The 19748-nt window shown below is 69.2% G+C and carries 18 protein-coding genes and 1 pseudogene; 14 read left to right on the top strand and 5 right to left on the bottom strand.

The window, feature by feature from the left end:
* Positions 1–89 precede the first annotated feature (89 nt).
* The gene (locus KDH83_RS12375; RefSeq protein ID WP_249205050.1) at positions 90–434 is read left to right on the top strand and encodes an addiction module antidote protein; all 345 of its coding nucleotides are present in this window, start codon (positions 90–92) and stop codon (positions 432–434) included.
* 231 nt (positions 435–665) lie between these two features.
* On the opposite strand, the gene KDH83_RS12370 is transcribed toward KDH83_RS12375, so the two are convergent.
* Positions 666–1580 (bottom strand): MBL fold metallo-hydrolase, encoded by a 915-nt coding sequence (locus tag KDH83_RS12370; RefSeq protein ID WP_212316027.1) that lies wholly within the window; start codon positions 1578–1580, stop codon positions 666–668.
* Positions 1581–1681: 101 nt separating this feature from the next.
* Positions 1682–2602: a LysR family transcriptional regulator gene (locus KDH83_RS12365; RefSeq protein WP_349291622.1), complete on the bottom strand. Its 921-nt coding sequence runs from the start codon at positions 2600–2602 to the stop codon at positions 1682–1684.
* A 130-nt stretch (positions 2603–2732) separates the two neighbouring features.
* Between KDH83_RS12365 and KDH83_RS12360 the strand changes: the two genes are divergently transcribed.
* The 6 genes from KDH83_RS12360 (at position 2733) to KDH83_RS12335 (ending at position 9209) form a co-directional block, all read left to right on the top strand.
* A complete protein-coding gene (locus KDH83_RS12360) occupies positions 2733–4313 on the top strand; it encodes an ATP-dependent acyl-CoA ligase (protein WP_212316025.1) in 1581 nt (526 codons plus the stop codon).
* A 39-nt stretch (positions 4314–4352) separates the two neighbouring features.
* The gene (locus KDH83_RS12355; RefSeq protein WP_212316023.1) at positions 4353–5669 is read left to right on the top strand and encodes an MFS transporter; all 1317 of its coding nucleotides are present in this window, start codon (positions 4353–4355) and stop codon (positions 5667–5669) included.
* Complete coding sequence (locus KDH83_RS12350) at positions 5666–6817, top strand: thiolase family protein (RefSeq protein WP_349291621.1); 1152 nt, start codon at positions 5666–5668, stop codon at positions 6815–6817. Before KDH83_RS12355 ends, KDH83_RS12350 begins: the two co-directional genes overlap by 4 nt.
* Positions 6814–7128, top strand: a complete 315-nt coding sequence (locus tag KDH83_RS12345; protein WP_212316021.1) for a hypothetical protein — start codon at positions 6814–6816, stop codon at positions 7126–7128. Before KDH83_RS12350 ends, KDH83_RS12345 begins: the two co-directional genes overlap by 4 nt.
* Positions 7129–7192: 64 nt before the next feature.
* Positions 7193–8620 carry a DUF6138 family protein gene (locus KDH83_RS12340; protein WP_212316019.1) on the top strand — a complete coding sequence of 476 codons (1428 nt, stop codon included), beginning with the start codon at positions 7193–7195 and terminating at the stop codon, positions 8618–8620.
* Entirely contained in the window at positions 8604–9209 is a 606-nt protein-coding gene (locus tag KDH83_RS12335) for an immunity 22 family protein (RefSeq protein WP_212316018.1), read from the top strand. The genes KDH83_RS12340 and KDH83_RS12335 overlap by 17 nt, the downstream gene beginning before the upstream one ends.
* Before the next feature lie 14 nt (positions 9210–9223).
* On the opposite strand, the gene KDH83_RS12330 is transcribed toward KDH83_RS12335, so the two are convergent.
* Positions 9224–10084: a TlpA disulfide reductase family protein gene (locus KDH83_RS12330; protein ID WP_212316016.1), complete on the bottom strand. Its 861-nt coding sequence runs from the start codon at positions 10082–10084 to the stop codon at positions 9224–9226.
* Positions 10085–10206: 122 nt separating this feature from the next.
* On the opposite strand from KDH83_RS12330, the gene KDH83_RS12325 reads away from it, so the two are divergent.
* Complete coding sequence (locus tag KDH83_RS12325; RefSeq protein ID WP_212316014.1) at positions 10207–10737, top strand: CbrC family protein; 531 nt, start codon at positions 10207–10209, stop codon at positions 10735–10737.
* A 27-nt stretch (positions 10738–10764) separates the two neighbouring features.
* On the opposite strand, the gene KDH83_RS12320 is transcribed toward KDH83_RS12325, so the two are convergent.
* Both KDH83_RS12320 and KDH83_RS12315 read right to left on the bottom strand, forming a co-directional pair.
* Entirely contained in the window at positions 10765–11778 is a 1014-nt protein-coding gene (locus KDH83_RS12320) for a hypothetical protein (RefSeq protein ID WP_212316012.1), read from the bottom strand.
* A 144-nt stretch (positions 11779–11922) separates the two neighbouring features.
* On the bottom strand, positions 11923–12777 hold the full coding sequence (locus KDH83_RS12315; RefSeq protein WP_212316010.1) for a LysR family transcriptional regulator: 855 nt from the start codon (positions 12775–12777) through the stop codon (positions 11923–11925).
* 153 nt (positions 12778–12930) lie between these two features.
* On the opposite strand from KDH83_RS12315, the pseudogene KDH83_RS12310 reads away from it, so the two are divergent.
* The 6 genes and pseudogenes from KDH83_RS12310 to KDH83_RS12285 form a co-directional block, all read left to right on the top strand.
* Positions 12931–14320, top strand: a pseudogene (locus tag KDH83_RS12310) (lysine 2,3-aminomutase).
* Positions 14317–15210: an N-acyl homoserine lactonase family protein gene (locus KDH83_RS12305; RefSeq protein ID WP_212316008.1), complete on the top strand. Its 894-nt coding sequence runs from the start codon at positions 14317–14319 to the stop codon at positions 15208–15210. Before KDH83_RS12310 ends, KDH83_RS12305 begins: the two are co-directional and overlap by 4 nt.
* Positions 15210–17105, top strand: coding sequence for an FAD/NAD(P)-binding domain-containing protein (locus tag KDH83_RS12300; RefSeq protein ID WP_249205048.1), 1896 nt, complete (start codon positions 15210–15212; stop codon positions 17103–17105). Before KDH83_RS12305 ends, KDH83_RS12300 begins: the two co-directional genes overlap by 1 nt.
* A 34-nt stretch (positions 17106–17139) precedes the next feature.
* Positions 17140–17820 carry a maleylacetoacetate isomerase gene (gene maiA, locus KDH83_RS12295; protein ID WP_212316029.1) on the top strand — a complete coding sequence of 227 codons (681 nt, stop codon included), beginning with the start codon at positions 17140–17142 and terminating at the stop codon, positions 17818–17820.
* Positions 17801–18337, top strand: a complete 537-nt coding sequence (locus tag KDH83_RS12290) for a cupin domain-containing protein (protein ID WP_212316000.1) — start codon at positions 17801–17803, stop codon at positions 18335–18337. The genes maiA and KDH83_RS12290 overlap by 20 nt, the downstream gene beginning before the upstream one ends.
* Before the next feature lie 10 nt (positions 18338–18347).
* The coding region (locus KDH83_RS12285) for an MDR family MFS transporter (RefSeq protein WP_212315998.1) at positions 18348–19748 on the top strand (1401 nt) is incomplete at its 3' end.

The raw sequence follows: 19748 nt of genomic DNA, 5'->3' as shown, positions 1-19748 counted from the left end.
GGGGGCGGGCGGGCTAAGCTCTGAGCTTGCGCCCGCCGCGCCGCTGTGCGACGGGCTGTCCGGCAATCGACACGGAAGGACCTTGCATCATGTTTGGCCAGTCTCCCGATGAGTACATGTCCGAGCGTTACCGCCGCCAGCCCTCGCAGGCGCTGGCAGCCATCAACACCCATATCGCCTCGGGCGACCTCGCCAGCGCGCTGGAAATCCTGCGCCAGCTGGCCATGGCGCGCGGCGGCATGCAGATCGTGGCCGAGCGCGCCAAGCTCAACTCGACCCAGATCTATCGCATGCTGTCGCGCAAGGGCAATCCCACCCTGAGCGGCCTGACGGCCATCCTGCAGGCCCTGGACCTGGGAATATCCGTACACGCGCTGCCCGCCGAAACACCCGACGCCACCACGCGTCAGCCGGAAGACCCGCGCATCACCTGACGCGCGCCGCGCACGGCAAGGCAAGCCGCGCGCGATGCCCCCGCAGCCCAGGCCTCAGACGAATCCCCCCAACCAGCACCAGCCTTCCCAGACCGGGGCCGCACGGAGCCGGCTTTGCCGGTCCGTAGCGGCGTCCCACGGGGGAAGCGCGTAGCGCTCAGGGGGGGCTTCTCTTCCGGTCCGTCGCGGCGCCCCTGGGGGAAGCGCGCAGCGCTCGGGGGGGACCATTCCTCACCATGCCATTTCGCCCTTGGCGACCTTGGCGCTCAGCTCCAGCGAGGCGGGCTCGCCGGCCTGCGGGTACTTCGCCTTCATGGCCGCGATCAGCGCCGCGCTGTCCTTGGCCTGGGCGGCGGCCGCGTCGAAGGCGCGGATGTAGCCGGCCGTGTAGCGCACCGATTCCACGGTCAGCGGCGCGCCCTGCGCGTAGTGGCCGGGGATCACGGCCTTGGGCTTGAGCGCCTCGATGCGGGCCAGCGTCGCCAGCCAGTCCTGGTGCGACTTGGGCGTCTGGGTGTCGGCCATCCACACATGCAGGTTGCCGAACACGACCACGCCGCCCGCCACGGTCTGCAGCGACGGGATCCAGACGAAGCTGCGGTCGGGCTGCGGACCGTCCAGGCCGGTGATCTCCAGCTTGCGGCCTTCCAGCGTCAGGCTGTTGCCGGCCAGCACCTCGGGAACCACGGTGCGGGCCGGAGCGTCCGCGCCCAGCTTCGGGCCCCAATAGGCCAGCTTGCCGTCCACGGTTTCCTTGATGTGGCGCACGGTCGGCTCGGACGCGACCACCTTGGCGTCGGGGAAGGCGGCCAGCACGGTGTCCAGGCCGAAATAGAAGTCGGGGTCGCCGTGGCTGATGTAGATGGTGCTCAGCTTCTTGCCGCTGGCGCGGATCATGTCCACGATCTTGGCGGCCTGGGACTTGCCGAACTGGGCGTCGATCAGGATGGCTTCGTGTTCGCCCGTCACCAGGGTGGACGAGACCGGGAAGATGGCGGCGGTGCCGGGGTTGTAGTGGGTCACATGCAGTGCCTGCTCGGCGGCCTGCTCGGCGGCCTGGGCGGCGGGCAGGGCCAGCAGGACCAGGGCGGCGCCGGCCAGCAGGCGGCGCAGCGGGGCGGGGCGAAGGGCGAGGGCGGACGTCATGGCGGGTTCCTTTGGGTTCGGTCAGTCGATGGATGACAGTCTAGGTGCGCGCCGCGTCCGGATAAACCGCAAGCCGGGCCAGAGTCTGTTGCACGGATCGATCAAATGCCGCCCGAATCGGGCGGCTCGCGGTCGGCCAGCGTTTCCACCACCAGCTGGCGCAGCCAGGAACTGCCGGGATCGCTGTCGAAGCGCGCGTGCCAGTGCACCGTGACCGTCAGCTCGGGCAGGGCCAGCGGCAGCGGGCGGACCTCGAAGTCGCGCGCGCGGTTGAACCACAGCGCCACGCGGCGCGGCACGGTGACGGTCAGGTCGGTGCGGCGCACGATCTCGGCGGCGGCGGTGAAATGGGGCAGGGTCAGATAGGGCTGGCGCAGCAGCCCGACCTCGGCCAGCACGTCGTCCAGCAGCCGGTGGGCGCTGGCGCGCGAGGCCACCAGGATGTGGTCCAGCCGCTTGAACTGACCGCGCGTGAGGCCGCGCGACAGCACCGGATGGCCGCGCCGCGCCATGCAGACATAGTGCTCGCTGAACAGCACGGCGTGCCGGGTATGGCGGCCCAGTCCGGCCAGGTTGCCGATGGCCAGGTCGACCCCGCCGTCCTTGAGCGCCTGGGGCAGCGCCTCCATCGGCACCTCGACCACCTCGATCTGCAGGCGCGGCGCCAGCGCGTGCACCCGTTCCATCAGCAGCGGCAGGAACACCATTTCACCGATGTCCGACATGGACAGCGTGAAGCGCCGCGCGCTGGTCGCGGGATCGAAGCGGTGCCGCAGGTTGAGCGCGTCGGCGAAGGCGTCCATGCCCAGGCCGATCGGCCCGGCCAGCGCGAAGGCGACCGGCGTGGGCTGCATGCCGGCGGCGGTGCGCAGGAACAGCGGATCGTCGAACTTCTCGCGCAGGCGCGCCAGCGCATAACTGACGGCCGGCTGCGTCAGATGCAGCCGCTCGGCCGCGCGGGTCACGCTGCGCTCCTGCATCACGGTCAGGAAAACCCGCATGAGGTTCAGGTCAAAGTCCACGCGTCGCCTCTCATATCATCCTGGTTTATAAGAAAAATAATAACCATAAATTTGACGCATAAATAGTTGATGCCTAGACTAATTTCAACAGTCGGCAGGCAGTCGCGGACCGACGCAAACATGGGGAAACATGGGCATACACGCGCAGACATTGCCGGCGATGCTGCTGGACCAGGCCGCGCGCCAGGGCGCGCGCGCCTGGGTCCAGGCGCCGGGCGGAACACTGGAATATGGCGAGGCGCCGGCGCATGCCGCGCGCTGGGCCGCGCTGCTGGCCGCCAACGGCGTGCGCCGGGGCGACCGCGTGGCGCTGATGGCGGGCAACCGGATCGAGTTCCTGTCGGTGGTGCTGGGCTGCGGCTGGCTGGGCGCGGTGGCGGTGCCCATCAATACCGCGTCGCGCGGCATGCAGCTGCGCCACATCCTGGAGAACAGCGCCTGCGTGCTGCTGGTGGCCGACGCGGCGTCCTGCGCCGGACTGGCGACGGTGGACGGCGCCGGCCTGGCCTTGCGCGAGATCTGGCTGCTGGACGGCGACGCGCCGCCGCCCGGACTGGCGCTGCCCGCGCCGGCCCGGCCCGCCCCCGCCGCGCCGGCCGCAGGCATCGAGCCGGCCAGCGTGGGGCCGGGCGACATGCTCGCGATCCTGTACACCTCCGGCACGTCCGGTCTGTCCAAGGGCGTGTGCTGTCCGCACGCGCAATTCTGGTGGTGGGGCCTGATCGCCGCGCGCAACCTGGAGATCCGCGGCGAGGACGTGCTCTACACCAGCCTGCCGCTGTTCCACACCAATGCGCTGAACGCCTGTTTCCAGGCGTTGGTGACGGGCGCATCCATCGTCTGCGACGAGCGCTTCTCGGTCAGCCGATACTTCGACCGGCTGGAACAGACCGGCGCCACGGTGACCTACCTGTTGGGCGCGATGGTGCCCATGCTGCTGGCGCGCGAGCCCGCGCCGTCCGAACGCCGCCACCGCGCGCGCATCGCGCTGGCGCCGGGCGTGCCCGAGCGCTTCCATGGCGAATTCCTGCGCCGCACCGGCCTGGCGCTGCTGGAAGGCTATGGCTCCACCGAGACCAATTTCGCGCTGGGCGGCGTGCTGGCCGAGCAGCGCCCGGGCACCATGGGCCGGGTCGCGCCCGAGTTCGAGGCCTGCGTGGCCGACGAACACGACGCGCCGGTGCCGGACGGCCAGCCCGGCGAACTGCTGCTGCGGGCGCACCCGCCCTATGCCATCGCCACCGGCTACTTCGCCATGGCGGACAAGACGGTCGAGGCCTGGCGCAACCTGTGGTTCCACACCGGCGACCGGGTGGTGCGCGACGCCGACGGCTACTACCGCTTCCTGGACCGCATGAAGGACGCGATCCGTCGGCGCGGCGAGAACATCTCTTCCTACGAGGTGGAGCAGGTGCTGCTGGCGCATCCGGCCATCGCGGCCGTGGCGGTCTACGCCGTGCAATCCGAGCTGGCCGAGGACGAGGTCATGGCGGCGCTGGTCTACAAGCCCGGCATCGCGGTGGCGCACACCGAGCTGCTGGATTTCTGCCAGCCACGCATGCCGTACTTCGCGGTGCCGCGCTATCTGCGCGCGCTGGACGAACTGCCGCACACCGAGAACGGCAAGATCCGCAAGTTCAAGCTGCGCGACGAAGGCGTGACGGCCGACACCTGGGACCGCGACATGGCGGGCTACAAGGTGACGCGCTAGCGCGGTGCAGGGACTACACAACATACACAAGGGGCGGCAATGACGATGGCAGACAATTTGGCGGAACAGGCCGCCAGCGAGGAAGCCGCGCGCAAGCGGCGCACGCGGCGCGTGGTGGTGGCCTCGGTGGCGGGCAACGCCATGGAGTGGTACGACTTCTTCATCTACGGCACGGCGGCGGCGCTGGTGTTCGGCGAGCTGTTCTTTCCCAAGGGCACCGACCCGCTGCTGGGCACCATGGGCGCCTTCGCCGGCTTCGCGGTGGGCTTCCTGGCGCGGCCGCTGGGCGGCGTGATCTTCGGCCACATCGGCGACCGCTACGGCCGCAAGCTGGCGCTGGAATGGACGCTGGGCCTGATGGGCGTGGCCACCTTCCTGATCGGGCTGCTGCCCACCTATGAGCAGGCCGGCCTGTGGGCGCCGGCGGCGATGGTGGCGCTGCGCGTGATGCAGGGCGCGGCCGCGGGCGGCGAGTGGGGCGGCGGCGTGCTGCTCATCAGCGAGGCCGTCGGCGGCCGGCGGCGCGGCTACTTCTCGTCGTTCAGCCAGCTGGGCGTGGCCGGCGGCTTCGTGCTGTCGTCCGGCGTCTTCATGCTGGCGCAGCAGCTGCCGCAGGACCAGTTCATGAGCTGGGGCTGGCGCCTGCCGTTCCTGCTGAGCGTGCTGATCTTCGGCGTGGGCCTGTACATCCGCCGCCACATCCCGGAAAGCGAGGAGTTCGTGCAGGCCTCGCGCAGCGCCAAGCGCGGCATGCCGGCGGTGGAGGTGTTCCGCCGCTATCCGCGCCAGGTGTTCACGGCGATGGGGCTGCGCGTGGCCGAGAACGGCGGCTCGTACATCTTCCTGGCCTTCGCGCTGGCCTATGGCAAGTTCCTGGGGATCCCCAACGACCTGATGCTGGGCGGCGTGCTGGCGTCCATGTTCGTGGAACTGGGCACGCTGGTCTGGTTCGGCCACCTGTCGGACCGCATCGGACGACGCGCGGTCTACCTGATCGGCGCGGCCGGGCTGATGCTGGTGGCGTTCCCGTTCTTCTGGCTGGTGCAGACGCGCGAGCCGGTCTGGATCTTCCTGGCCTTCTTCCTGGGCAACACCCTGTGCCACGCGGCCATGATCGGCACGCAGCCGGCGTACTTCGCCGAGCTGTTCCCGCCCGAGGTGCGCTACACCGGCCTGGCGCTGGGCCATGAGCTGGCCTCGGTGTTCGCCGGCGGCCTGTCGCCCCTGATCGCCATGGCGCTGCTGCGCAAATACGAATCGGCCACGCCGGTCGCGTGGTTCCTGGTCGGCATGGCGGCCGTCACCGTGATCACGCTGCTGCTGACGCGCGAACCGGAAGGCAAGGAGCGCGCGTGAGCGCCGGCGCGCTCAAGCCCGGCATCATCGGCGTCGGCGAGACGCCGATGCTGCGCCATCCCGAGCCCGGTTGCAGCACGGCTGGCTTGTTGGCCCAGGCGATTGCCCTGGCCCTGGCCGACGCCGGCGTCGCGCCGCGCGAGGTGGACGGCCTGGGCGTGGCCTCGTTCAGCCTGCGCCCGGACCGCGCCATCGACCTGGGCTGGCGGCTGGGCTTGAAACTGAACTGGTGCATGCAGGACGAGATGGGCGGCGCCAGCGCCATCAACCTGCTGCGGCAGGCCTGGCTGGCGCTGGAAGCCGGGCAGGCCGGCACCATCGTGCTGGCGGCCGGCGATCATTTCGCCGGCGCGGACTTCCAGGGCCTGGTCAGCGACTACAACCGCAGCGCGCGCGAGTACCTGAGCCCGCTGGGCTGCGTGGGACCGAACCCGCTGTTCGCCATGCTGACGCAGCGCCAGATGATGCGGACCGGCCTGCGGCGCGAGGACTACGGCGCGCTGTGCGTGGCTCAGCGCCAGTGGGCGGCCGGGAATCCGAACGCCGCCTATCGCCAGCCCTTGAGCCTGCAACAGTACCTGGACGCGCCCCTGGTCGCGCCGCCGCTGGGCCGGCTGGACTGCGTGCCCGTGGTCAGCGGCGCCTGCGCGCTGGTGCTGTCGGCGCGGCCCGCGGGCGTCCATGTGACGCTGCGCGCCAGCGGCGCGCGCTACAACGGCGATCAGCAGGAGGGCGACGGACTGGTCACCGGCATCGCCGAATTCGTGCCTGCGATGTGGGCCGAGGCCGGCGTCGGGCCTGAAGACATGGACGTGGTCGGCGTCTACGACGACTATCCGGCGATGGCGCTGGCCCAGCTCTGCGACCTGGGCTTCGCCGACGCCGGCGACCTGCCGGGTTTTGTCGCGCGGCGGCTGGCGGACCGCAGCCTGCCGGTCAACACCGCCGGCGGCCAACTGTCGGCTGGCCAGGCCGGCACGGCGGGCGGCATGCATGGCCTGGCGGAAGTGGCGCGGCAACTGCTGGGCCGGGCGGGCGAACGCCAGATTCCCGGCGCGCGGCAGGGCGTGGCCACCGGCTACGGCATGGTGCAGCTGCGCTACGGCATGTGCGCGAACGCGGCGGTACTGGAACGGGAGGGCGCATGAACCTGCATGTATTTGCCTGCGTGGCCTGCGGCCACAAGGCCTATCCCGCGCGGCTGTGGTGCCCGGCCTGCGGTCATGCGCAGGCGGAACCCGTGGCGGTCGAGTCGGCCGAGCTGCTGGCCTGGACCTCGATACCGGACGGCGAGGGCGGCCTGCGCCTGCTGGCGACGGTGCGCGCGCTGCCGGACGGGCCGGACCTGATCGTCAGGCTGCCGCCTGAGTTGGCGGAAAGCCTGTGCGCCGGCCAGCGGCTGGCGCTGTCGACGCGGCGCCAGGACGGTTTCGATGCGCCTTGGGGCGGGCCGGCCTGATCCGTCCGGCCGGTCTGCCGCGCATGCTATTGTCCGGAGCTTCGCGCAAGCAGATGCTCCCCAGATGAACAAACGGAACTGGTTGATTTTTGAAGACGCGCGGCAGACGCCCGATGCGCGCGCCGCATTCGATCGCGCGGTCGCGCAGGTCAACGACGGCACGGCGCAGGTGCGCAAGCTCTCGGGCGAAAGCATCAAGGGCTTTGTCGTGGATGGGCAGAAGATCCTGGGCAAGGCGGTGCTGGAGTACGTGCTGGAAGGACTGTCCGTCGCCGTCGCGCGGGGCCCATCGGAAAGCGCCGCGCCTGCCGCGCCGTTCGACGCCGAGTCTGCCCGGGCCATCGCCGAGCGGATGCGGCTGCTGCTGGGCTGGCATGACATCGACTACCTGCTGCATTGCTGGGTCGACCGCCGCCTGCGCGATCCGCATTTCGTGAACAAGGGCAGCGGCTGGCAGGAACAATGGGTGCTCAAACCTGGAGCCGAGCCCGCCGCGGTGCCGGACGGATTCTTTCAATTCGCCTGCTACGTCGCGATCTGCGATCTGAAGTACGGCCCCAGCTACGCCTCGGTCAGCGCCGAGCGCATCTTCAACCAGGTGACCCAGCTGGGCAGCGACCTGCCGGCGCGGCTCAAGCGCGACGGCACGGGCGAGCTGCCCAGGGAACTGGCGGTGTTTCGCGGCGCGGGCATGAGCGCCAAGGCCAATGATGCGCTGGCGGTGATCCGCATCACCGTCCAGGAAGAAAGCGAGGCCGCCTATGCGCAGGCGCTCCGCTACCTGGACCGCCTGCTGTCGACCACGGACTTCCCGCGTTCCTATGCCATCGAGTTCCGTGGGCCCACCAAGACTTACCTGCCCATCAAGGGCCTGCCGAAGAAAGGCGTGCACCAGCTGTTCGCCTGCGCGGCGGCCTATCCGGCGCTGCATCCCGCCATCGAGGCCTATGCGCGCCAGGCCATGCGCGAATACGAGTGGTACACGAACCTCGATGCCGAGGACTGCGCCATGCCGGGCAGCTTCGCGGTGTTCGCGCTGGGCTGCGCCAGTCCGGCGCACGCGTCGCTGGTGCTGGACTATCTGGCCCTGGCGGACGGCGAGCATCAATCCATGCATGGCCGCTACGTCGAGGGCTATCTCGACGCCCATGGCTTCACCCAGGAAGCGATCGCGTACCTGCTGGCCTGCGCCGGCAACATCCAGCATCTGCGATACCGCAAGACCTACGCGGCGCAGATCGCCAACGCGGACAGCTTGGGCTGGCTGCTGGCCGCCCGCAGGCGCGTCGCGGGCGATGCGCCTTCCTCGATCGCGGCGTTGCGCGCGAATCTCTCGGGCGAGCGCATCGACGAGGCCGCCTTCCAGGCCGCGCGCCATGCGATCTGGGGTGAGCAGGCGGACAAGGATCGCGGCGGCCAGGCGATCTGCAAGGCGCCCGAGGCGCTGCGCGTCTTGTACACGGAGGTATTCGCCGATGAGCCGGGGCGGTAGGAAGACATACAGCGAAGACGAGATCCGCCGTCTCGTCGACGAGGCGCTGCACCGCACGCCGCGCGGCGGCTATCCCGAGCTGGAAAAGCGCGAAGGGCTCAAGCCCGGCACGCTGTTCGACTGGGTGGACCAGTATGGCCCGCCGCGCCAGCCGCTGCCGTTCGAGTCGCTGCACTTCTGGATTGGCACGGCCGGTCAGGGCGAGGACGCATTCTGGCGTTACTTCGGCCATGCCGAGAACTACTGGGACCTGGAGGTCGAAGAAATCGAGGCGGCCACCGGCGACGTGACCGGCTGCGGCTTCTGCATCGATGCCGGGCTGAAGTTCCTGTACGACGAGGACCTGATGCAGCTCATCTGGTTCGACCAGCCGGTGCCGGTGCGCCAGATCGTGGACGAGAGCACGCTGGAGAGCGAGGCCTCGGCCGAGCATATCGTGCGCCTGTGCGAGGAACGCGGCATCCGCACCGCCAATGCCGGTTTCGTCTACGCCGATCCCTTGCTGGAGATCGCCGATCCGGCCAGGCTGTACAACGGTCTGCCCTACATCGGCCGTTTCGTTTCGAAAGAGAAACGCCGCAAACGCTGACGTCCCGGCCTGCCTCAGGGCTCGGAACCGTTTGTCGCCCTGAGAGCGTCCAGCCGTTCGCGCAGCGTGGCGCGCGACAGCTCGCCGACGCGCAGGCCCGTCAGCCTGCCGTCGGCGTCCAGGAACAGCGTGGCGGGCAGCCCGCTGTTGCTGAGCGCGCGCGAGGCCTGGCTCTGGCCGTCCCGCAGCACGTTGCGCAGGCCGGGGGCGTGGTCGCGCAGGTAGTCGGCGATGGCCCGCGGCGACTCGCCCTGGTTCAGGAACACGAAATGCACGTCGGGATGCTCGGCCTGCGCCTGCTCGAACACCGGCATCTCGCGCCGGCACGGCGGGCACCAGCTAGCCCACAGGTTCACCACGGCGGGCTTGCCGCGAAAGGCCGCCAGCGAGGCCGGCGCGCCTTGCAGGTCGCTCAGAACCAGCTCGGCGAGCGCGGGATGCGATCGCGGCGCCGGCGGCGCGATCAGCGCGCGTCCGCCCAGCCAGCCCAGGCTGGCCACGGCCAGCGCCGCCAGCGTGAGGAGCCACGGCGCGCGCCGACGCAAGATCGTCGTCAGCGCAGAGATCCAGGCGGCCGCCAGCCCGACCAGGCCATTCCAGCCGCCGTCGCGCAGGTCCAGCATGGACAGCGGTTCCGGCAGATAGGCGTCGCGGTATTGCCAGAGATAGCCCAGCCGCGCGGCGAGCAGGCCCCAGAACAGCGCATTCCACAAGGTATTGCGGGCGGCGGCGGCTTCGGCGGCGGATGTACCGCCCCGGATGCGCCGCAAGCGCGCCAGCAGCGCGCAGGCCAGCAGGCCGAGCGCGGCCGACAGCAGCAGCACGCCGAGTTCAATCGGAAAGACCAGGGGGCCGAGACGGATCGCGGGCGTCATGAGGTTTGCGGCGGGGAGGGCGGGAATCCGGCAGGCAAGCCTAGCATGATCATCCATCGCGGGCGGCGACGCGACATGCGCTATGCTGCCCGGCTGTCGCCCATCCCGCAGGAGTCCGCAACATGCAAGGTCCGCGTCCCAGGCACGAGCTGCCGAATTTCCGCTATCACCCCGATCCGGTCGCCACCGGCGCCATCGAGGCCATCGCCGACCTGGAGTGCCCGTGTTGCGGCCTGTGCACCGGCTGGGCCTATGCGACCGAGCCCTATGGATTGGGCGACCAGCCGGCGAACCTGTGTCCCTGGCGCATCGCGGACGGCAGCGCGGCGCGGAAATTCGGGTCCGAGTTCGTGGGCGACATAGAAGGCGAGGTGCCGGCGTCGGTCGAGGAAGAACTCAATCTGCGCACGCCCGGCTACCTGTCCTGGCATTGCGAGCGCTGGCAGATCTGCTGCGGCGACGCCTGCGCCTACCTGGGGCCGGTGGGCTGGGACCGGCTCAAGGACATGCCGGACGCCCAGGCCACGATCCTGGACGACGGCTGGCCCGAGGACGTGCTGCCCGACATCACCGAGAACGGCGCCGTGATCGGCGGACATCTGTTCCGCTGCCTGCACTGCGGCGCGCATCGCGCGCACGCCGACGCGGCGTAGCGGACGCTTACCGCGCCGGCTGGCGGATCATGCCGGCGTGGGAACGTCCACGCCGTCCAGCACTGCCATCAGCGCGGCGACCGCCAGGGCATCGCGTCGATAGCGGCGCAGCGAGGCAAAGCCCGTGTGCGTCTCGCGGATGCCGCCGCGCCAGGCCAGCGATACCGCCGCCAGCGAGCTGTCCACGGCCAGGCGGTGAAGCCGGGTCGAACTGGCCTGGGGGAAAGGTCGCTCGCGCGCCAAGTCGCTGGCGATGCCGCGCATGACGATGTCGCTGGTCAGCAGCAGCGCGTCGATCTTGCCTAGCTGCTGGCCCGACCGCGCCTGCCGCGCCGCGGGAACGGCGCCGCGTGCCGTGGCCGGAATCGCCGGCGCCGACAGAACGCTGCGGGTGGCGCGTCCCAGTCCGCAGCAGAGCGCGGCGGCCATGGCGCGATAGACGGACACCAGGCGCATGAAGGTTTCGCTGGGCGCCTGCGCGGGGCCCAGGTCCCAGGCGTCGCCGTCCGCGACGCGCACGTTGTCCAATGACAGGAGGTGCGCGTTGAACGGTGTGCTGCGCGCGGCCGGCGGGGCAGGGTGCAAACGCAGCCCGGCCGCGTTGGCGTCGATGCGAAAGGCCCGCCTGCCGCCCTGTTCGCCTGGCGTGAGTACATACCACTCGCCCATTTCGCCGGGATTGGCGGAAATACCCAGGAGGTCGGTCGCGTTCAAGGCCCAGCCCGATTCCAGGCGCGCGATGGCGACATCGGCGAAGCAATCCATGCTGCTGCCGGCGCGCCGGTGCAGCAGTCCGGCCCGACCCGGCCCATGCATCGGACCAGGAGCACATGCAGGGGCGCCGCCGGGCGCCGCGCCTTGCGCGAGCTGGCTGGTCACTGCATGCATGGCGGTCTCGAAGGCATGGGCAGGGTTGTCGCCGGCGATGGCCGCGACGTGTTCCATGGCTTTCTGAAGATCCGTGCCGCGCACCGCCAGGCTGTGGTCGGCGTCGGCGGCGGACGATCGGGGGTGGGGTTGCAGACTGCGTTGTCGCTTCATCTTCACGAACTCCGTTCGGGGATCTCGTTCATCGCGAAGGAAAATTCCGCCGACGGACTATAGGCCGGCGTGGCCTGGCGCCGAAATACGCAAATCTGCTTAGTTTATCTACCGCCGCGACCAGACGGATGGCGGCGCGGTGACTCAGGGCTGGGCGGCCGCGCTGCGAAAGGCCGCGGCCAACACGCGCAGCGTCGCCGTGGTCTGGGCATCGAATCGCCTGGCGTGCATCATGACCTGCGCGCCGGGCAAGGGTGGAAGCGCCAGCGCGCCGCCCACATCGATCAGCCCGGCCGTCGCCAGCCGCCGGGGCAGGGGCAGCACGCCGATGCCCGAACGGGCCGCGGCGATCGCGGTGGCGACGCCGCCGCCAAGAAATGCGTCAATCCAGGGGATCTTGGCCGCGGCCAGGAGCCGGATCGCGGTTTCGCCCACGCCGCATTCGTCGGTGACGGTGATCAAGGGCAGCAGTTTGCCGTCCAGCCTGGCGCCGACGCTGGCGAACCATCCGTACTGGTCCTCGAACAGCAGCTCGCCATCGCGACGTTTGCCTTGGCGCCTGACCACGGCCACGTCGGCCAGGCCGTCGTCGAACTGCGCGATGACGTTGCGCGAATAGTTGACCCGCACTTTCAGCATCAGCGCGGGATCGCAGGCGTGCACCCTGGCCAGGATCTCGGGCAGCTCGGGACCGGCCACATGGTCGCTGATCGCGATGGTCAGCTCGCGTTCGGGTTCGGGCGGGGTCATCAGCGCCAGCTCTTGCGCGGCGAGCAGGGTGCGGGCGTGCGGCAGGAAGGCCTCGCCATCCGTGGACAGGCGCACCTGCCTGGGCGTCCGGTCCAGCAGGCGCCGTCCAACCGCGCCTTCGAGCCGCCGCAACTTGAGGCTGACGCCGGCCTGGGTCAGTCCAAGGGCTTCGGCCGCGTGCGTGAAGCTGCGCAAGTCGGCCACCAGGACGAAGGCCTCCACCGCGGAAAGATCCAGATGTGGGCGCATGGTATCTATTAATTATAGAAATGGTTGATATATCGGATCATAACTGTTTATGTGGGATGAGACTTGCTAGATTGCCGACGTGGGTGACAGGCGAACGGCCCACCGGAAAGCGCGATGCCCACGTTCGCCCACATGAACGCAGCGAGGTTGATGATGCCGGGCGAGCAAGCATGGAAGTTCAAGCCGTACACCAGGCAAACCATAAGGCAGGCGCCGCAGTGGAATCTGCTGGGCGCCGATCTGCGCGAAGCGGTCGAGGTGGTTTCCCGGGTCCTTCCGTTTCGCGTCAATGCTTATGTGCTGGAGGAACTGATCGATTGGGACAATGTGCCGGACGATCCCATATACCGGCTGACCTTTCCTCATCGGGACATGCTGCGCGAGCCGGAGTACGCCGCGATACGCGACCTGCTGTCGGCGGGCGCGTCCGAGGCCGAGATACAGCAGCGCGTGCATGCCATTCGCATGCGCATGAACCCGCATCCGGCCGGCCAGATGACGCACAACGTGCCGCAACTGGACGGGGTGCCGCTGGCCGGGGTGCAGCACAAGTACAAGGAAACGGTGCTGTTCTTTCCCAGCGCCGGGCAGACCTGTCACGCCTATTGCACGTTCTGCTTCCGCTGGCCGCAGTTCGTGGGCATGGAAGAGCTGAAGTTCGACGCCCGGGCGTCCGCCGATCTGGCCACCTACCTGCGGCGTCATGCCGAAGTGACGGACGTGCTGATCACGGGCGGGGATCCGCTGGTCATGAACGCCCGGTCGCTGACCGACTACATCGAGCCCTTGCTGGCGCCGGACCTGGCGCATATCCAGAACATCCGGATCGGCACCAAGGCGGTGGCCTACTGGCCGCAGGTTCGTTACGGACAAGGATGCCGACGATCTGCTGCGGCTGTTCGAAACCGTCGTGCGCAGCGGCAGGAACCTGGCCCTGATGGGCCACTACAACCATCCGGCCGAGCTACGGCATCCGATCGCGCAGCAGGCGCTGCGCCGCATCATCGCCACCGGCGCCACCGTGCGGATCCAGGCGCCGTTGATACGCCACATCAATGAGAATCCGGCGGACTGGGCGGAACTCTGGACCACCGGCGTGCGGCTGGGCGCGGTTCCGTACTACATGTTCGTGGAGCGCGACACGGGGCCCAGCGACTACTTCAAGCTGCCGTTGGCGCGCGCCTACGATATCTTCCAGCAGGCCTACCGCTCGGTGTCCGGACTGGCGCGCACGGTGCGCGGGCCGTCCATGAGCGCCTTTCCCGGGAAGGTGCTGGTCGACGGCATTGTCGATCTGGCCGGCGAAAAGGTCTTCGCCCTGCAGTTCCTGCAGGCACGCAATCCGGATTGGGTACGCCGCCCGTTCTACGCCCGGTTCGATCCGCTGGCAACCTGGCTGGACGAGTTGCAGCCGGCGTTCGGGGAAAAGCGCTTTTTCTTCCAGCAGGACGGCGTCGCCCCGTCGCCGACGATTCCCATTGTGCCGGCCGGCGCGTCGCGCTCGGACAGGCACGCGCCCAGCGACCTGGAGGTGATCGAATGAACGGCCGGACGGCGGACGCGGTGTATGAGGTCTACGCGCTGCGATACGCCACGCACGCGGAGCGGCGCAGCGCGGCGAACTATCTGGGCGAGGACCCGCATGACAATGCCCCGATGCCGCTGGACTTCTATGTGTGGGTGATCCGCAATCCGGCCAGGACCCTGTTGGTGGATACCGGGTTCTCGGCGGACATGGCTGTCAGGAGAGGGCGTCGCTATCTGGCCTCGCCAGTGGATCTGCTCAAGCAGATCGGCATCGCCGCCGACAGCGTCGAGGACATCGTCGTGACCCACATGCACTATGACCACGCGGGCAATATCGCCGCGTTTCCCAAGGCGCGCCTGCACCTGCAGGAAAAGGAAATGTCGTATTGCACGGGTCGCTGCATGTGCCACGCGGCGATGCGCAGCCCCTTCGAGGCTCGGGACGTGGCCCAGGCCGTCGAGCGGCTGCATGCCGGCCAGCTGGTGTTCCACGACGGCGATGCCGAGATCGCGCCCGGCGTCAGCCTGCACCTGATCGGCGGGCACACGGCAGGCCTGCAGGTGGTGCGCGTCGCGACCGAGAGAGGCTGGCTGGTGCTGGCCAGCGATGCCGCGCATTACTGGGACAACCTGCGCGCCCGCCGGCCGTTTCCCATCGTGCTCGACGTGGGCCGGATGCTGGACGGTCATCGCCGCATCGAGGAACTGGCGGACGGGCCGGAGCACATCATTCCCGGGCATGACCCGGCGGTGCTGGCGCGCTTTCCGCCCGTGCGCGGCGCGGACGGGATCGTGGCGTTGCACCGGCATCCCCTCGACATCTACGCGGAGCGCACGCAAGTCGCCACGGGCGGCGGCCGGCCTTTCGCGGTTCCGTTGGCGCATGGACTTGGGAGCGAACTCTGATGAAAACAATAGCCGTGGCGATCGTGGGCATGGGCCCCAGGGGCCTGACGGTGCTGGAGCGCATCCTGGAACATGCGCATTCACTGCCGGAAGCAAGCCGCCTGGACATCGAGGTGTTCGAACCGGGCGACTGCGGCCAGGGCGTCCATCCCGCCGGCCAGTCCGACCATCTGCTCATCAATACCGTGGCTTCGCAGGTAACCATGTTCGCCCCAGGCAGCGTCGCCGGTGGCGAGGAAGGGCTGTCCCTGGTGCAATGGGCGCACCTGAGCGGCTACCGGCGGCATGGCGATCGATATCTGTGCACCTTCGAGGATTCGGGTCGGGCCATCACCGACGCCGACCATCTGCCGCGCAGCCTGCTGGGCGAATACCTGTCCTGGGTCTATCGGCGCGTGGTCGGCCTGCTGCCGGCGCATGTCGGCGTGTACCACCACAAGACCCGCGTCGTGGACATCGCCCGGCACGACGGTGGCTTCGAGCTGGCGCTGGAAAACGGTGCCAGGCGGGCCGCCGACTATGTCTTTCTGAGCACGGGCCACGGCTACCGCAAGCCCAGTGCCGAAGACCGCCAATTCCTCTCGTTCGTCGAGCGGCGCAAGCGGGTCAATCCGAGCCTGGAGTACTACCCGTCGCCGTATCCGATACACGCGCTGGCGCAGATTCCCGCCACGGCCACGGTCGCCATACAGGGATTCGGACTGACCGCGCACGACGTCATCGCGGCCTTGACCACCGGACGCGGCGGTCGCTACGTCGAGGACGCGGCCGGCGACCTGCGCTACCAGCGCTCAGGCAAGGAGCCGGGCCTGCTGCTGTTCTCGCGCAACTGCCTGCCTTTCGCCGCGCGCGGCATCAACCAGAAAGGGCTGACCGGCAGGCACCAGGCGCGCTATTTCACGCCGCAGGCCGTGCAGTCCCGTCGGCAGGCACGGATCGCGGCCAGCGGCGACGGCCGGCTGGATTTCCAGGAGGACGTGCTGCCCCTGATCATCCAGGAAATGGCCTACGCGCACCGCGTCGCCGCCACTGGTCGCGACGTGGATGCCGCCACGTTCGTGCCCAGCCAGGCCGAGCGCGACGCCATCGAGGACATCCTGTGGCCGCTGCGCAAGCGTCAGTTTGCGTCGCTGGCCGAGTTCCGGGCTTTTTTCGATGCGCTGGTGCGCGCCGACCTGCGCGAGGCCGAGGCGGGCAATCTGGGCAGTCCGGTGAAGGCGGCCACGGACGTGCTGCGCGATACGCGCGAGGCGCTGCGCAGCGCCGTGGAGTACGGCGGATTGACGCCCGCGTCGCACCGCTACTTCGTGGAAGAGTTCAACGCCGTCACCAACCGCATTTCCTTTGGTCCGCCCAGGCGTCGCAATCTCGAATACCTGGCGCTGCACGCGGCCGGGATCATCGACATCGCAGGCGGACCGGGGGCCCGGCTGCGAGCGGACGAGGCCGGCGCGCGGTTCCGCATCGAGGCGCGCTATGGCGAGCGCGTGGAAACCAGCCAGGCGGACGTGCTCATCGTGGCCAGGCTGGATGCCTATTCTCCGCTGACCGATGCGTCGCCGCTGTCCGACAGCCTGCTGGGCCGGGGACTGGTCCGGCCTTACCTGAATGGCGGGTATCACCCGGGCGGCATAGAGATCGATCAGCAGCTGCATCCCGTCGGCGCGGACGGCGTGCCGGAGGCGCGCATATGGATTGTCGGCTTCCCGGTCGAGGGCCCGCATTTCTATACGCACGCGCTGCCGCGTCCGCGCATCGCCTCGCGCCAGACACGCGACGCTGATCAATGCGTGCGCGAGCTGATCGCCACGATCGGCGTCGCCGCGACGAAGCCGGCCCGGCCGGCGCCGGACCTGCACGCCGCGAGCCTGCTGGCGTCGCGGGTCGCGGCATGAGGCCGCGTCCCTTTCTGATCGGGAGATATTCTTGATAACACTGCACGGATTTCAACGGTCGTCGGCGTCGTTCCGGGTGCGGATCGCGCTGAATCTGAAGCGTGTCGAGTACCGGACCGTCACTCACGACCTGAGCCAGGCGGAGCATCGAGCGCCAGCCTATCTGACGATCAATCCGCAGGGCCTGCTGCCGGCCCTGGAGGATGGGGACCGGATCCTGACGCAATCGCTGGCCATCATCGAGTATCTGGAGGCGCGATTCCCCCAGCCTCCCTTGCTGCCGCCGGATCCGGCCGGCGCGGCCCGGGTGCGCGCGCTGTTCCAGGTGATCGCCGCGGATACGCATGCGCTGGCCTCGATGCGAGTCGGCGCCTATCTCAAGCAGCGACTGGGGCATGACGATGCGCAGGTCCGGGCCTGGCAGCACCACTGGATAGGGCAGAGTTTCGATGCCCTGGAAACCTTGTTGTCCCGCGATCCGTCGACCGGCGAATTCAGCCATGGCGACCGCCCGTCGCTGGCGGATATCGCGCTGGTGCCGCAGGCGCACACCGCCGGCCGCAACGGCCTGGAGCTCGGGGCATGGCCGACGATCTCCCGCATTTCCGACGCCTGCCTGCGCCTGCCGGCCTTCGCGCAGGCCCACCCCGATCATGTGTTGAACCCGACAGTCCAGGATACCCAGGAGCAAGAACATGCGCCCCAATCACGGTGAAATCATTGCCTACTCTGACTATCTCGCGCAGACGGCGCAGGCGCGCGTCGATCCCGTTGCCTGGAAATGGGCCGAGATCGAAACGGCCTTGAGCGCCTGGCCGGGCAATTCCCAAGGCACGCTGGCGCTGGGCGGCGCGTCCGAGCGCGGCGCTGTCGCGCCGGGGCTGTCGCTGGTGATCCAGGCGCTGGCGCCCGGCGAGACCACCGCCTCGCACCGGCACTCGTTCTGGCATCTGTACATCGTCCGGTCGGGCCGGGCGGCGTTCAGCCTGGGGGCCTCGTCCGAGCAGCGGCCGGCCAGCGAGGGCGACGTGGTATTCGTGCCGGCATGGTGTCCGCATGCGATCGGCAATCCGGATGCCGGGACCGGCCTGATCCTGCTCAGGTTGCAGAATCTGCCCCAGCATGCGGCGCTGGGCTCACTGGTGCGGGAAGACGGCGGCGTCACGCGCCATATCTACGCCGAGCCGTCCAGCGCCGGGCAGCCGCAAGCCCTCGCCGCGACGCCGGCATGAGGTCCGCATCGTGACCCACGCCGCCCCCGACGCGCCGGAGCGCTACAGCCCCAGGCAGGTGCACATCATCTTTTCCGGCCTGATCCTCGTCATGTTGCTGGGCACCATCGACCAGGCCATCGTGGCGCCGGCGCTGGTGCCCATCGCCGCCGAGTTCGGCGGCTTCGGCAACGTGTCGTGGGTCGTGACCGCCTACCTGCTGACCTCGATCGCCAGCACGCCGCTGGCAGGAAGGCTGAGTGACATCCATGGACGGCGCAGCGTGGTCGTGGCCGCGCTCGGCCTGTTCCTGGCCGGCACGTTGCTGTGCGGCCTGGCCGTGAATCTGGACATGCTGATTTGCGGCCGGGCGATTCAGGGCCTGGGCGGCGGCGCCCTGATGGCGCTGCCGAACACCATCGTCGCGGATATCCTGTCGCCCCGCGAGCGGGGTCGCTACCAACTCTACATCTCGGGCACCTATGCCGTCTCCAGCCTGGCCGGGCCGGTGCTGGGCGGGCTGTTGTCGGAATACTATTCCTGGCGCTGGATATTCTGGTTCAAATTGCCGCTCATCCTGCTGGCTATCGTACTCAGCTGGTTCACGCTGGCCGATTTGTCCGCGCGGCGGCGGCAGCATCGCATCGACTATCCGGGAGCGCTGCTGATGGTCGGGGCGACCGTGTTCCTGCTGCTGGCGCTGGCCTGGGGCGGCCGCCAGCATGCCTGGGACTCACCGGTGATCCTGGGGCTGTTCAGCGCCAGCGTCGTGCTTGGCGCCTTGTTCCTGGCCTGGCAGAAACGCGCGAGCGAGCCGCTGCTGCCGATTTCCATCCTGCGCAACCGGATCATCGTCGTCACCTCGATCGGCGCCATTCTCATCACGATGGTGAACATGGCCTTGAGTATTTATCTGCCGCTCTACTTGCAGTTGTGCCGCGCCAAGACGGTGGGCCAGGCCGGCGTGCTGCTGACGGCGCCGCTGTTCGGCGTGGTGTTGGGGTCGTACCTGTCGGGGCAATACATGCGTTTCACCGGCAGGTACAAGCTGTCGCCGCTGGTGGGCCTGGCCGTGGCGACGGCCGCGTTCCTGGTGCTTGCGGTGGCGGCGGGCACGCTTGCCCTGGCTGCCGTCGTTGGCCTTTCCCTCCTGCTGGGCGTGGGCATCGGCGCGAGCCTGCCACCCATGATGGTGGCATCGCAGAACTCGGTGCCGGCGGGCGATATCGGCATCGCCACCGCCGTGCACACCTTTTTCCGCGCGGTGGGCGGGGCTATCGGCGTGGCCGTTTTCAGCGCGGTGGTGCTGCACCTGCTGGGGCCGTTGGGCAGCCAGCTCGAGACGGCGCATGCGGCGCAGGGCACCGTGGGGGGCGGGGCGGGGGGGCCGGGAGCCGGGGCCGCCCTCCGCGGCTTCCTCGGCGCCGGGGCC

It is taken from the genome of Achromobacter sp. Marseille-Q0513 (assembly GCF_018195695.1).
GTDB lineage: Bacteria > Pseudomonadota > Gammaproteobacteria > Burkholderiales > Burkholderiaceae_B > Achromobacter.
This window is presented reverse-complemented; position numbering and strand designations above follow the sequence as displayed.